Origin of the sequence: Streptomyces sp. WMMC940 (assembly GCF_027460265.1) — a bacterium.
Lineage (GTDB): Bacteria > Actinomycetota > Actinomycetes > Streptomycetales > Streptomycetaceae > Streptomyces.
On sequence record NZ_JAPZBC010000001.1, the window covers coordinates 5,048,280 to 5,061,791 of the forward strand.

At 70.7% G+C, this 13,512-nt stretch carries 9 protein-coding genes and 1 pseudogene; all 10 read left to right on the top strand.

The genetic code is table 11. From position 1 onward, the window contains the following. Positions 1–281: 281 nt before the first annotated feature. The 10 genes and pseudogenes from folC (at position 282) to O7595_RS22220 (ending at position 13,078) form a co-directional block, all read left to right on the top strand. A pseudogene (gene folC, locus O7595_RS22175) lies at positions 282–1,797 on the top strand (bifunctional tetrahydrofolate synthase/dihydrofolate synthase). Between the two features lie 4 nt (positions 1,798–1,801). Further along, the gene (locus O7595_RS22180) at positions 1,802–2,167 is read left to right on the top strand and encodes a DUF4233 domain-containing protein (protein WP_269730388.1); all 366 of its coding nucleotides are present in this window, start codon (positions 1,802–1,804) and stop codon (positions 2,165–2,167) included. 106 nt (positions 2,168–2,273) lie between these two features. Further along, positions 2,274–2,684: a nucleoside-diphosphate kinase gene (gene ndk, locus O7595_RS22185; RefSeq protein WP_269730389.1), complete on the top strand. Its 411-nt coding sequence runs from the start codon at positions 2,274–2,276 to the stop codon at positions 2,682–2,684. Between the two features lie 317 nt (positions 2,685–3,001). Then, entirely contained in the window at positions 3,002–4,021 is a 1,020-nt protein-coding gene (locus O7595_RS22190; RefSeq protein WP_017944902.1) for a rod shape-determining protein, read from the top strand. A 141-nt stretch (positions 4,022–4,162) separates the two neighbouring features. Then, positions 4,163–5,179 (top strand): rod shape-determining protein MreC, encoded by a 1,017-nt coding sequence (gene mreC / locus O7595_RS22195; RefSeq protein WP_269730390.1) that lies wholly within the window; start codon positions 4,163–4,165, stop codon positions 5,177–5,179. Between the two features lie 18 nt (positions 5,180–5,197). Next, a complete protein-coding gene (gene mreD, locus O7595_RS22200) occupies positions 5,198–5,863 on the top strand; it encodes a rod shape-determining protein MreD (RefSeq protein WP_269730391.1) in 666 nt (221 codons plus the stop codon). 19 nt (positions 5,864–5,882) lie between these two features. Further along, positions 5,883–8,060 carry a penicillin-binding protein 2 gene (mrdA, locus tag O7595_RS22205; protein ID WP_269730392.1) on the top strand — a complete coding sequence of 726 codons (2,178 nt, stop codon included), beginning with the start codon at positions 5,883–5,885 and terminating at the stop codon, positions 8,058–8,060. Positions 8,061–8,063: 3 nt separating this feature from the next. Beyond that, positions 8,064–9,263: a rod shape-determining protein RodA gene (rodA, locus tag O7595_RS22210; RefSeq protein ID WP_269730393.1), complete on the top strand. Its 1,200-nt coding sequence runs from the start codon at positions 8,064–8,066 to the stop codon at positions 9,261–9,263. Between the two features lie 108 nt (positions 9,264–9,371). After that, a complete protein-coding gene (locus O7595_RS22215) occupies positions 9,372–11,072 on the top strand; it encodes a CYTH and CHAD domain-containing protein (RefSeq protein WP_269730394.1) in 1,701 nt (566 codons plus the stop codon). Between the two features lie 80 nt (positions 11,073–11,152). After that, positions 11,153–13,078, top strand: coding sequence for a TIGR03960 family B12-binding radical SAM protein (locus tag O7595_RS22220; RefSeq protein ID WP_269730395.1), 1,926 nt, complete (start codon positions 11,153–11,155; stop codon positions 13,076–13,078). The last annotated feature ends 434 nt before the right edge of the window (positions 13,079–13,512 follow it).

Sequence of the window (13,512 nt, forward strand, 5' to 3'; positions counted from 1 at the left end):
GCCGCGGACCTTGGACGGATGGAGGGCTTGTCGCACCTGTTCGCCGTCCCGGCCCCGCCGCGCAGCCTGGCGCCTCCGAACGAGCGGCCGCAGACGCCGTTCACTCGGGGCGGCCGTAGAACCCGGGTCCGGGACGCGGATCCGCGCGGGACGCCCGCACCGCGTGCGGGCGCCGCGCCGACGGGGCCGGTGGCGCGCGGCGGGAAGGGCAGGCGGGCGCCCGGCCCGCACGGGCCGGGCCCTGGGTCCCGGTGTCGGCGGCGCTCCGTAGACTGTCAGGCGTGAGCGACCAGCAGCCAGAGCCCTTCGACGAAGCCGGCGACGAGTTCGACGCGATCGTCGACGCCGAGACCGACCGCGACCCCGATCTGGCGGTGATCGAGGCTGGCAGCCGTACGCTGCGCACCCAGGCCGGGCTGCCGCAGGGAGAGCAGGTGCCGAGGCGGCCCGCCGACCCGGAGGTGGACAAGGCGCTCCGCGAGGTCGAGCAGGAGCTCTCGGGTCGCTGGGGCGAGACCAAGCTGGAGCCCTCCGTCAGCCGGATCACCGCGCTGATGGACGTGCTGGGCGAGCCGCAGCGCGCGTATCCGTCGATCCACATCACGGGCACCAACGGCAAGACGTCCACGGCGCGCATGATCGAGGCGCTGCTCGGCGCCTTCGAGCTGCGCACCGGACGGTACACCTCGCCCCACGTCCAGTCGGTCACCGAGCGGATCAGCCTGGACGGCGCCCCGATCGACGCCGAGCGCTTCATCGCCACGTACCGGGACGTCAAGCCTTACGTGGACATGGTCGACGCCGCGCAGGAGTACCGTCTCTCCTTCTTCGAGGTGCTCACCGGCATGGCGTACGCCGCGTTCGCCGACGCGCCGGTGGACGTGGCGGTCGTCGAGGTCGGCATGGGCGGCAGCTGGGACGCGACGAACGTCATCGACGGTTCCGTCGCCGTGGTCACCCCCATAGACCTGGACCACACGGACCGGCTCGGCGCCACACCGGCCGCGATCGCCGGCGAGAAGGCGGGGATCATCAAGCAGGGCGCGACGGTCATCCTGGCGCAGCAGCCCGTGGACGCCGCGCAGGTGATGCTGAAGCGGGCCGTCGAGGTGGATGCCACGGTGGCCCGTGAGGGCATGGAGTTCGGTGTCGCGTCGCGGGAGGTCGCGGTCGGCGGGCAGCTGCTGACGCTGCGCGGTCTCGGCGGCGAGTACGAGGAGATCTTCCTGCCGCTGCACGGCGCCCACCAGGCGCACAACGCGGCGGTGGCGCTGGCCGCGGTGGAGGCGTTCTTCGGCATCGGCGCGGAGCACGCGCGGACGCTGGACGCGGAGACCGTCCGGTCCGCGTTCGCCTCCGTGGTGTCGCCGGGCCGGCTGGAGGTCGTGCGCCGCAGCCCGACCGTCGTCCTGGACGCCGCGCACAACCCGGCGGGCGCGCGGGGCCGCCGCCGAGGGCATCACGGAGTCGTTCGGTTTCTCGCGGCTGGTCGGCGTGGTGGGCGCGAGCGCCGACAAGGACGTGAAGGCGGTCCTGGAGGCCTTCGAACCGATCTTCACCGAGATCGTCGTCACGCGGAACTCCAGCCACCGGGCGATGGACGCCGACGAGCTGGCGGCGATCGCCGTGGAGGTGTTCGGGGACGAGCGGGTGGTCGTGGAGCCGCGGCTCGACGACGCGCTGGAAGCGGCGATCACCCTCGCCGAGGAGGAGGCGGAGTACTCGGGCGCGGGGGTCCTGGTGACCGGCTCCGTGATCACGGTCGGCGAGGCCCGGCTGCTGCTGGGAAGGGACTGAGGCCATGCGTACGCTCTGCGCGTCCACACTGATCGGCGAGTTCTTCGTGATCGGTTTCGCCGGTCTGGTGGCGATGAAGGACCCGGATCTGTCCCTGGCCGCCGTGTGGACGGTGAGCGGCGTCGCGATGGTGCTGTCGCTGCTGCTGTGCGGGACGGTCACCCGCCCCGGTGGGGTGCAGCTCGGCTGGGCGCTGCAGATCGGCCTGGTCGCCAGTGGCTTCGTGGTTCCGATGATGTTCGCCCTGGGTGCGGTCTTCGCAGGCCTGTGGTGGGCCTCGGTGCACTACGGCCGCAAGGTGGACGAGGCCAAGGCCCGCTGGGCGGAACAGCAGGCCGGGGCGGGTTCGGCAGAGCCTGACGCTGTGTGACGGGTGCCTGAGGGGGCCCTGTAGCCTCTGAGGCACCAGCCAGACCGTTCATCCTCCGGACTCCCTCATCCAGGAAATCCCGGGACCCGCACTCGAAGGAGCCCCAGTGAGCCAGCGCACGCTCGTTCTGCTCAAGCCCGACGCCGTACGCCGCGGCCTGATCGGCGAGATCATCGGCCGTATCGAGCGGAAGGCGGGCTGGCAGATCACCGCGCTGGAGCTGCGCGAGCTGGACCAGGACACCCTGGAGCAGCACTACGGCGAGCACCGGGGCAAGCCGTTCTACGAGCCGCTGGTCGCCTTCATGTCCTCCGGTCCGGTCGTCGCCCTGGTCGTCGAGGGCGAGCGGGTCATCGAGGGCGTGCGTGCCCTGGCCGGTCCGACCGACCCGATCGCGGCCGCGCCCGGTTCCATCCGCGGCGACTACGGCACGATCGTCCGGGAGAACCTGATCCACGCCTCGGATTCCGAGGAGTCCGCCGCCCGTGAGCTGAAGATCTTCTTCCCGGGACGCTGAGGCCCGCCTCGTCCCCCGGTTCACCGCCGGGTTCTCGCTGACCGGCAGTCAGCCGTACAGCGCCCGGACCCTGGGGCGACCGAAGGAATTTCGGTCGCCCTTCGGCATACGTGGCGCGATACAGGGAACGCATCGCTCCGACTCGTCGTCACCCTTATTGAGGCGGGGCCCAGCGCGCGGAGTCGGCGCAGGCGGCACTACGATGGAAGCCTTCACGCCACAGCACCCGCGCATCACCCTCCTCGCCTGCCTGAAAAGCCATCAAAGCTCGATTTGGGAAGGCCCGACGCATCCTCATGGGACACAAGGGGAACTCTATGTCGTTCATCGGCCGTGACATGGCTGTCGACCTCGGGACCGCCAACACGCTGGTGTACGTCAGGGGTCGGGGGATCGTCCTCAACGAGCCGTCCGTGGTCGCCATCAACACCAACACCGGCGGCATCCTCGCCGTGGGGGCCGAGGCCAAGAAGATGATCGGGCGCACGCCCGGCAACATCGTCGCGGTCCGCCCGCTGAAGGACGGCGTGATCGCCGACTTCGAGATCACCGAGCGGATGCTCCGCTACTTCATCCTCAAGATCCACAAGCGCCGGTGGGCGGCCCGTCCCCGCATCGTGGTCTGCGTGCCCTCCGGCATCACCGGAGTCGAGCGCCGCGCGGTGATCGAGGCCTCCACCCAGGCCGGTGCCCGGCAGGTGCACATCATCGAGGAGCCGATGGCGGCCGCGATCGGCGCGGGCCTCCCGGTCCACGAGGCCACCGGCAACATGGTGGTGGACATCGGCGGCGGCACCACCGAGGTCGCCGTGATCTCCCTCGGAGGAATCGTCACGGCACAGTCCATCCGGGTGGCCGGGGACGAGCTGGACAACGCGATCATCCAGCACGTCAAGAAGGAGTACAGCCTCCTCCTGGGTGAGCGGACCGCGGAGAGCATCAAGATCACCATCGGTTCGGCGTTCGACCTGGACAAGGACGAGCACACCGAGATCCGCGGCCGCGACCTGGTCTCCGGTCTGCCCAAGACCGTCGTCATCTCCGCGGCCGAGGTCCGCAAGGCCATCGAGGAGCCGGTCAACGCGATCGTCGACGCCGTGAAGACCACGCTCGACAAGTGCCCGCCGGAGCTGTCCGGCGACGTCATGGACCGCGGCATCGTCCTCACCGGCGGCGGCGCGCTGCTGCGCGGTCTCGACGAGCGGCTGCGCAGCGAGACGGGCATGCCCATCCACATCGCCGAGGACCCGCTGGACTCGGTGGCCCTCGGCTCGGGCAAGTGCGTCGAGGAGTTCGAGGCGCTCCAGCAGGTGCTGGACGCCCAGCCCCGCCGCTAGCGCGGGACCCACGATCGGCCGTTCGGGTCAGGCGGACCCGTTCGGCCGGTCGTTCGTACAACAGCACACGGCACGACGAACACAACACGCACCACAGAGCTCGGCATTCACATTCCGACGAGGAAGGCACGGCCGCCGCACGTGAGGGACACGAAAGAGAGCCGGCTGCTCCTGGTCCTGCTGATCGCCATCGCGTTCGCACTGATCACGGTGGACATCCGCGGCGGCGAGGAGTCACCGGTCGACGGCGCCCGGCAGGCCGCCGCCGCCGTCTTCGGACCGGTCGAGAACGGCGTGGCCTCCGCCGTCGATCCCGTGGGCAATGCCATAGGAGCGATCCGCGACTCGGGCGAGCGGCACGACCGCATCTCCGTCCTCGAGCGCGAGAACGCCGCCCTCAAGGCGAGACTCGGCAGCGACGACCGCAACCGCAGCAGGGTCCGCCAGCTCGACAGCATGCTGAAGAAGGCGGCCAACGGGCAGTACGGCATCAAGGGCGCCGAGGTCATCGCCATAGGAGCCGCCCAGGGCTTCTCCTGGACGGTCACCATCGACGCCGGCTCCGCGGACGGCATCCAGCGCGACATGACCGTCCTCAACGGCGACGGCCTCGTCGGCCGGGTGACCACCGTCGGCCCCAACACCGCGACCGTGCTCCTCGCCAACGACCCGGACTTCACCGTCGGCACCCGGATGGAGCGGACCGACGAACTGGGCTTCGCCACCGGCCAGGGCGACCGGCCGCTGTCCGTGCAACTGCTCAACGGCAAGGCGAAGGTGCGCAAGGGCGACCGGCTGGTCACCTTCGGCTCGCAGGCCGACAAGCCCTTCGTGCCCGGCGTGCCGGTGGGCGAGGTCGTCCGCGTCGATCCCTCCGGCGGCGCCCTGACCCGCAACGTCTTCGTGCGGCCGTACGCCGCCTTCACCAAGCTCGACATCGTCGGGGTGGTCGTCCAGGCACCCCGCACCGACCCGCGCGACATGGTCCTGCCTCCCAAGCCCAAGCCGACTCCCACGCCGACGGTGACCGTCACGGTCACCCCCTCCGCCGACGGCGACACCCGGGCACGGAGCCAGGGCTCGGAGGAGCGGGACCCGGGCGGGGCAACCCCGCAGGCCGACAGCACCGAGGCCGTCACCGGCCGCGACGACGAGTAGCAGGAGGAGCTGAACACCATGCGCTTCAACCGGACGCTCCTCTCCGCGACGCTCGTCGTGGTGGCGCTCGTCGTCCAGGTCACCGTCCTCGCCCGGCTCCAGCTCCCCGGAGCCGTCCCCGATCTGCTGCTGCTCACCGTCGTCGCGCTCGCGCTCGTCTACGGCCACACCAGTGGCGCCCTCATCGGCTTCGGCGCGGGACTCCTCGCCGACCTCGCCCCGCCCGCCGACCACGCCGCCGGGCGCTACGCCCTCGTGCTCTGCGCCATCGGCTACCTCGTCGGACTGGCCCGGCCCGAGAACGGCCGGCTGACCTCCGCCACCGGCCCGATGGTCGTGGTCGTGGCGGCGGCCGTCGGGTCGACCCTGCTGTACGCCGGCGTCGGCGCGCTCGTCGGCGACACCGCCGCGCGCCATGTCGGCCTCGGCTCACTGCTGTTCACGGCGGCCCTGTACGACCTGCTCCTCGCGCCGTTCACCGTGCCGCTGATCATGGCGCTCGCCAGACGCGCCGAGAACGATCCGCTCGCCGAGTCCCCGGCCGGCACCAGCGACGTCTCCAGCGGCTGGGCCACCTCCGGTACGGGACTGCGCATCGGCCGCCAGCGCGGCGGGCTGCGGATCAAGGCGGCCAGGACGCGGGCCTCCCGCGCCGGCCGCATCAGGGGAGTCAAGCGACTGTGACCGAGGGGGTATCGGCAGCGTGAGCAACATTCCCGAGACCGGACGGACCCCCCGCGTCCAGATCCGGCTCATCGTCATCCAGGTCCTCGTCTTCTCCCTGTTCGCCACGCTCGGCGGGCGCCTCTGGTACCTGCAGATCCGCAACGGCGACGAGTACACGAACGAGGCCAGGAGCAACCACGTCCAGCAGGTCGTCCAGCCCGCCGTCCGCGGCTCGATCCTGGACGCCAGGGGCGTGCCCCTGGCCGACAACGAGACCCGGCTCGTCGTCTCCGCGTCCCGCACCGACCTGATGAAGATGAAGGACGACGGCAAGGGGGTGCTCACCCGGCTCGCGGCCGTCCTCGGCATGAAGCCGAAGGACGTCATGGACAAGGTCCGGCTCTGCGACGCCGAGACCCCCCAGCCGTGCTGGAACGGCTCCCCGTACCAGCCCATCCCCGTCACCGACGAGGCCACCACCCAGCAGGCCCTGCAGATCCGCGAACGCGCCGAGGACTTCCCCGGCATCACCGCGGAGCCGATGGCCGTGCGCCGTTACGTCGCGCCCGGCAAGGCCAACACCGCTCAGGTCCTCGGCTACCTCTCGCCCGTCACCGACGAGGAGATCGAGAAGGCCAAGGACACCGACTCGCCGTTCCTGCGCTCCGACCAGGTCGGCCGCTCCGGACTCGAGCGCACGTACGACAAGGACCTGCGCGGCAAGGCCGGCGTCACCCGCTACGAGGTCGACAAGCTCGGCCGGGTCATCGGCCTGGCCCAGGCCGACAAGGCCGAGCCCGGCGCCAACGTCGTCACCTCCATCGACGCCCGCGTCCAGGCGGTCGCCGAGTGGGAGCTCAACAACGCGATGAAGGAAGCCCGCAAGGTCTTCGACGACAACACCGGCACCAACTACAAGGCCGACTCGGGCGCCGTCGTCGTCATGGAGGCCAAGACCGGCCGCGTGGTCGCCATGGCCTCGCTGCCCACCTACGACCCGAACGCCTGGGTCGGCGGCATCTCCGCCAAGGACTACGCGAGGCTCACCGGCAAGAAGTCCAACTTCCCGCTGCTGAACCGGGCGATCCAGGGCCAGGCCGCCCCCGGCTCCATCTTCAAGGTCATCCCCACCACGGCGGCGGTCAACGCCGGCTACGACTTCAACGGCCGCTACCCCTGTCCCAGCTCCTACTCCATCGGCAACCAGGTCTTCAAGAACTTCGAGTCCCAGGGACACGGCAGCATCACCCTCGGCCAGGCCCTCGAGGTCTCCTGCGACACCGTCTACTACGCCCTCTCCCACCAGCAGTGGAAGAAGGACGGCGGCCTCAAGCCGAAGAAGAACCCGGCGGACTGGTTCTACAAGACGGCCCACCAGTTCGGCCTCGGCGCCGAGACCGGCATCGACCTCCCCAACGAGGTCACCGGCCGCGTCCCCGACCGCCGCTGGAAGCAGAAGTTCTGGGAGGCCAACAAGGACTACTGGTGCAAGATCGGCAAGAAGGGCGGCGACTACATCCAGCAGCTCTCGTACGAGAACTGCCTGGAAGGCAATCTGATGCGCGCCGGTGACTCCGTGAACTACTCCATCGGCCAGGGCGACACCCTCGTCACCCCGATCCAGATGGCCACCATCTACGCGGCGATCTCCAACGGCGGCACCATGTGGAACCCGACCGTCGGCAAGGCGGTCGTCAGTGCCGACGGCAAGAGCGTCCGCGAGATCAAGCCCAAGTCCCACGGCAAGCTGCCCATGAACGCCAAGACGCGCAAGCTGATGAACGAGGCACTCGCGGGAGTCGCCACCCGCGGTACCGCCGCCTGGCGGTTCGGCGGCTGGCCGCAGGACAAGATCCCGATGCACGCCAAGACCGGCACGGCCGAGGTCCACGGAAAGCAGACGACGTCCTGGTTCGCCACGTACACCAAGGACTACTCGATCGTCATGACCATCTCCCAGGGAGGCACCGGCTCCGGCGCCTCCGGCCCCGCCGTGCGCAACATCTACAACGCGCTCTACGGGCTGGACATGGAGGGCAACCAGGACCTCAAGAAGGCCCTGCTGCCGCAGCCCCAGAAGGCGCTCCCGAAGATCCAGCCCGACGGCTCCATCGACGCGCCGAAGATCACGCCGTACGTGCCGGCCAAGCCCGAGTCCGAAGAAGAGGACACCGCCCTCGCCGGCCCGCCCGCGGCCACCGGACGGAGGGACTGAAGCATGGCCGGACCCCATGGCTTCTCGGTCTCGCGCTACGCACCGGAGCGCGGTGGCCTCGCCAAGCTCCTCGCCCGCGACTCGATGGTCCGCCGGCTCGACTGGCCCATGCTCGCCTCGGCGCTCGCCCTGTCGCTGCTCGGCTCCCTGCTCGTCTGGTCCGCGACCCGCAACCGCACCGAGCTCAACCACGGCGACCCGTACTACTTCTTCCTGCGCCACCTGCTCAACACCGGCATCGGGCTCGCCCTGATGGTCGGCACCGTCTGGCTCGGGCACCGCACCCTGCGTGGTGCCGTGCCCGTGCTGTACGGCATCTCCCTGGTGCTGGTCGCACTGGTGCTCACCCCGCTCGGCGCGACCATCAACGGCGCCCACGCCTGGATCGTGCTCGGCGGGGGCTTCTCCCTCCAGCCCTCCGAGTTCGTGAAGATCACGATCATCCTGGGGATGGCGATACTGCTGGCGACCCAGGTCGACGCCGGCGACCAGCTCCATCCCGACCACCGGACCGTCGCCAAGTCACTTGGCCTGGCGGTCCTCCCCATGATCATCGTGATGCTGATGCCGGACCTCGGCTCGGTCATGGTGATGGTGGTGATCGTCCTCGGCGTGCTGCTCGCCTCCGGCGCCTCCAACCGCTGGATCTTCGGACTGATCGGCGCGGGCATCGGCGGCGCCGTCCTCGTCACCGTGCTCGGCCTGCTCGACGAGTACCAGATCAACCGCTTCGCGGCGTTCGCCAACCCCGAACTCGACCCGGCCGGCGTCGGTTACAACACCAACCAGGCACGCATCGCCATCGGCTCCGGCGGGCTGCTCGGCACGGGCCTGTTCAAGGGCTCCCAGACCACCGGCCAGTTCGTGCCCGAACAGCAGACCGACTTCGTCTTCACCGTCGCCGGCGAGGAGCTCGGCTTCGTCGGAGCGGGCCTCATCATCGTCCTGCTCGGCGTCGTCCTGTGGCGCGCCTGCCGCATCGCCCGCGACACCACCGAGCTGTACGGCACGATCGTCGCCGCCGGGATCATCGCCTGGTTCGCGTTCCAGTCCTTCGAGAACATCGGCATGACCCTCGGCATCATGCCCGTGGCCGGACTGCCGCTGCCGTTCGTCTCCTACGGCGGATCGTCGATGTTCGCGGTGTGGGTGGCCGTCGGACTCCTGCAGTCCATCAAGGTGCAACGCCCGATGTCCGCCTGAGTTCCTCCGCCCCTCCCGGTCCACCGCACCGACCGCACCGGCGGCCGTACCTCACGACCCACGGCCGCCGGGACGACTAGATGAATACCCGGCGGATAGATTCAACTCATGGCGGAGACGAAGCGGGAAATCGAGCGGAAGTACGAAGCCACATCCGAGACCGAGGTCCCGGACCTCACCGGCGCGGCCGGGATCGCGGACGTCGTCGAGAAGGGCGTGACCGAGCTCGACGCCGTCTACTACGACACCCCCGGCCTGCGGCTGGCCGCCGACAGGATCACGCTGCGCCGCCGCACCGGCGGCGCCGACGAGGGCTGGCATCTGAAGTTCCCCGTCGCCACCGGCATCCGCGAGGAGATCCACGCACCCCTCCGCGACTCGCTGCCGCGCACCCTCGCCGGACTCGTCCGCTCCCGCACCCGGGACACCCCCCTCGTCGCCGTCGTACGTCTGCGGTCCTCCCGAGACGTACGCCACCTCGTCGACGACCGGGGCAGGCTCCTCGCCGAGCTCTCCCTCGACACCGTGCACGCGGAACGCCTCACACCCGGCAACGGCACCGCAGGATGGACCGAGATCGAGGTCGAACTGGCCGACGACGCCGACCCCGCCCTCCTGGACCGCGTCGAGAAGCGCCTCCGCAAGGCCGGCATCAAGCCCGCGTCCGCCCCGTCCAAGCTGGCCAGGGCCCTCGCCGACACGGAACCCGACCCGGCCGCGGCCACCGGCGCCAAGGCCGCCTCGGCGGCCGCCCGGCAGGCGGTCACCGCCGCGGAAAGCCGCGACGGCACCGACGCCGCCCACCCCGAGGAACTGGCGTCGTCGCGCCACGCCGACGCGTTCGCCCCCGAAGGAGGCGAACGCGCCCCCAAGGCCCCCGAGGCCGCCAGGAGCGTCCGCCACCGGGGCGCACGGCTGGGGCCCGCGCACGCCGGCGAACACGTCCTCGCCTACCTGCGCGAACAGCGCGACGCCCTCGTCGCCCTCGACCCGGCCGTACGCCGCGACCTCCCCGACGCGGTGCACCAGATGCGGGTCGCCACCCGCCGTATGCGCAGCGCCTTCAAGACCTTCCGGAAGATCATCGACCGGACCGTCACCGACCCGGTCGGGGAGGAGCTGAAATGGCTGGCAGGCGAACTGGGCGCCGCCCGCGACCAGGAGGTCATGGCCGAGCGGCTGCGTGACCGCATCGACGCACTGCCCCGTCAGCTGCTCCTCGGCCCCGTCCGCAGCAGGCTCCGGATCTGGGCCACCGCCCACCGCGCCGACGCCCGCCGCCGTTCCGTCGCCGTGCTCGACACCGAGCGCTACCTCACCCTCCTCGACACCCTCGACGCACTCCTCGACGAACCACCGTTGCTCCCCACCGCCACGGCGAAGCCAGCGGCCGCACTTCCCAAGGCGGTGCTCAAGGACTACGACCGGCTCGCCGGCCGTGTCGAGCGCGCCCTCGGTCTCCCCGCCGGCCACGACCGCGACCTCGCCATGCACGACGCCCGCAAGGCCGCCAAGCGGGCCCGCTACGCGGCCGAGGCCGTCACGCCCGCCCTGGGCAAGTCCGCCAAGAGGTTCGCCAAGCGCATGAAGGCCGTCCAGACCGTCCTCGGCGACCACCAGGACAGCGTCGTCACCCGCGAGACCCTCCGCGACCTCGCCGTCCAGTCCCACGCGGCCGGCGAGTCCGCGTTCACCTGGGGACTGCTGTTCGGACGGGAGGAGGCCGCGGCCGCCGACCGGGAGCGTGAACTGCCGGAAGTCTGGGAGGAGGCCGCCCGGCCCGAGCTCCGCGCGGCGCTCAAGGGCTGACCGCGCCCCGGACGGCCCGGGGCCGCCCTCCGGTCGGGTTACGCTTGAGAGTCGCCCCTGCCCGTCCACGAAGGTTCCTGATGTCTGCCGAGTCGGTCTTCCCACAGCTCGAAGCTCTGCTCCCGCATGTGCAGAAGCCCATCCAGTACGTCGGTGGTGAGCTGAACTCCACGGTCAAGCCGTGGGAGAGCTGCGATGTGCGCTGGGCGCTGATGTACCCGGACGCCTACGAGGTCGGACTGCCCAATCAGGGCGTCATGATCCTCTACGAGGTACTCAACGAGCGCGCGGGCGTTCTCGCCGAGCGCACCTACAGCGTCTGGCCGGACCTCGAGGAGCTGATGCGCGAGCACGGCGTCCCCCAGTTCACGGTCGACAGCCACCGCCCGGTCAAGGCCTTCGACGTCCTCGGTCTGAGCTTCTCCACGGAGCTCGGCTACACCAACATGCTCACGGCCCTCGACCTCTCCGGCATCCCGCTGGAGGCCAAGGACCGCACGATCGACGACCCGATCGTCCTCGCCGGCGGGCACGCGGCCTTCAACCCCGAGCCGATCGCGGACTTCATCGACTGCGCCGTGATCGGCGACGGCGAGCAGGCCGTCCTGCAGATCACCGACATCATCCGGGACTGGAAGGCCGAGGGGCGCCCCGGCGGCCGCGAGGAACTGCTGTTCCGACTGGCCAGGACCGGCGGCGTCTACGTCCCGGGCTTCTACGACGTCGAGTACCTCCCCGACGGCCGCATCGGCCGCGTCGTGCCCAACAAGTCCGGCGTGCCGTGGCGCGTGTCCAAGCACACCGTCATGGACCTCGACGAGTGGCCCTACCCCAAGCAGCCGCTCGTCCCGCTCGCCGAGACCGTCCACGAGCGCATGTCCGTCGAGATCTTCCGCGGCTGCACCCGCGGCTGCCGCTTCTGCCAGGCCGGCATGATCACGCGCCCCGTCCGGGAGCGGAGCATCACCGGCATCGGCGAGATGGTCGACAAGGGCCTCAAGGCGACCGGCTTCGAGGAGGTCGGCCTGCTGTCGCTGTCCTCCGCCGACCACAGCGAGATCGGCGACATCGCCAAGGGCCTCGCGGACCGGTACGAGGAGGACAAGATCGGTCTGTCCCTCCCCTCGACCCGCGTCGACGCGTTCAACGTCGACCTGGCCAACGAGCTGACCCGCAACGGCCGCCGCTCCGGTCTGACGTTCGCCCCCGAGGGCGGCTCCGAGCGCATGCGCAAGGTCATCAACAAGATGGTGTCGGAGGAGGACCTGATCCGCACCGTCGCCACCGCCTACGGCAACGGCTGGCGCCAGGTGAAGCTGTACTTCATGTGCGGCCTGCCCACCGAGACCGACGAGGACGTGCTGCAGATCGGCGACATGGCGGTCAACGTCATCGCCAAGGGCCGCGAGGTCTCCGGTTCCAACGACATCCGCTGCACGGTGTCCATCGGCGGCTTCGTGCCCAAGCCGCACACGCCCTTCCAGTGGGCCCCCCAGCTCTCCGCAGAGGAGACCGACGCCCGCCTGGAGAAGCTCCGCGACAAGATCCGCGGCGACAAGAAGTACGGCCGCTCCATCGGCTTCCGCTACCACGACGGCAAGCCCGGAATCGTCGAGGGCCTCCTCTCCCGCGGCGACCGGCGCGTCGGTGCCGTGATCCGCGCCGTCTACGAGGACGGCGGACGCTTCGACGGCTGGCGCGAGCACTTCTCCTACGACCGCTGGATGGAGTGCGCGGGCAAGACGCTCCCCGAGTTCGGCGTGGACGTCGACTGGTACACGACCCGCGAGCGCGCCTACGAGGAGGTCCTGCCCTGGGACCACCTGGACTCCGGTCTCGACAAGGACTGGCTCTGGGAGGACTGGCAGGACGCGCTGGACGAGACGGAGGTCGAGGACTGCCGCTGGACGCCGTGCTTCGACTGCGGGGTGTGTCCTCAGATGGACACGGCCATACAAATCGGGCCCACCGGCAAGAAGCTGCTGCCGCTGACCGTGGTCAAGTAGCACCGCTGTGACAGCCCGGCCCGGGGAGAACCCCGGGCCGGGCTGTCGCGTCCCCTCGGCCGTGGGTCCGACGAGGCGCGAGCAGCACGCCGAGGCCGGTCCGGCCGTGCCGCTCAGGATCCGGTGCGATCGTGGTACGCGAACGCCGTGGCCCCGGCGAGGCGGGCGGCCACGGAGGCCGGGAGCGCCGTACGCCGGGCACGCCGTGACGCCCGGCGTACCGGGGGGGGCGGGCCCGCGAGGCCCGGGCCGTGGGAACCCGCACCCGTCCGGGCGCGTAACCTGGGTGGTGCGCAACACACACCGACTGTCCCCGGCGCGGCGCCCGGGCCCGAGACCTCCCCGCGCAAGCGGGGGTGAACCGGGCGGGCCGCCCTCAAGGGGTCCGAAGGCCACAAAGGGCGGCGCAGGAAGGCGACCGCCCCGCACCGAGG

Bases quoted from the DNA above. Each gene is read 5' to 3' on its own strand.
- O7595_RS22180 (WP_269730388.1), top strand. From the start codon at position 1,802: ATGCGTACGCTCTGCGCGTCCACACTGATCGGCGAGTTCTTCGTGATC.
- O7595_RS22190 (WP_017944902.1), top strand. From the start codon at position 3,002: ATGTCGTTCATCGGCCGTGACATGGCTGTCGACCTCGGGACCGCCAAC.
- mreD (WP_269730391.1), top strand. From the start codon at position 5,198: ATGCGCTTCAACCGGACGCTCCTCTCCGCGACGCTCGTCGTGGTGGCG.
- rodA (WP_269730393.1), top strand. From the start codon at position 8,064: ATGGCCGGACCCCATGGCTTCTCGGTCTCGCGCTACGCACCGGAGCGC.
- O7595_RS22215 (WP_269730394.1), top strand. From the start codon at position 9,372: ATGGCGGAGACGAAGCGGGAAATCGAGCGGAAGTACGAAGCCACATCC.
- O7595_RS22220 (WP_269730395.1), top strand. From the start codon at position 11,153: ATGTCTGCCGAGTCGGTCTTCCCACAGCTCGAAGCTCTGCTCCCGCAT.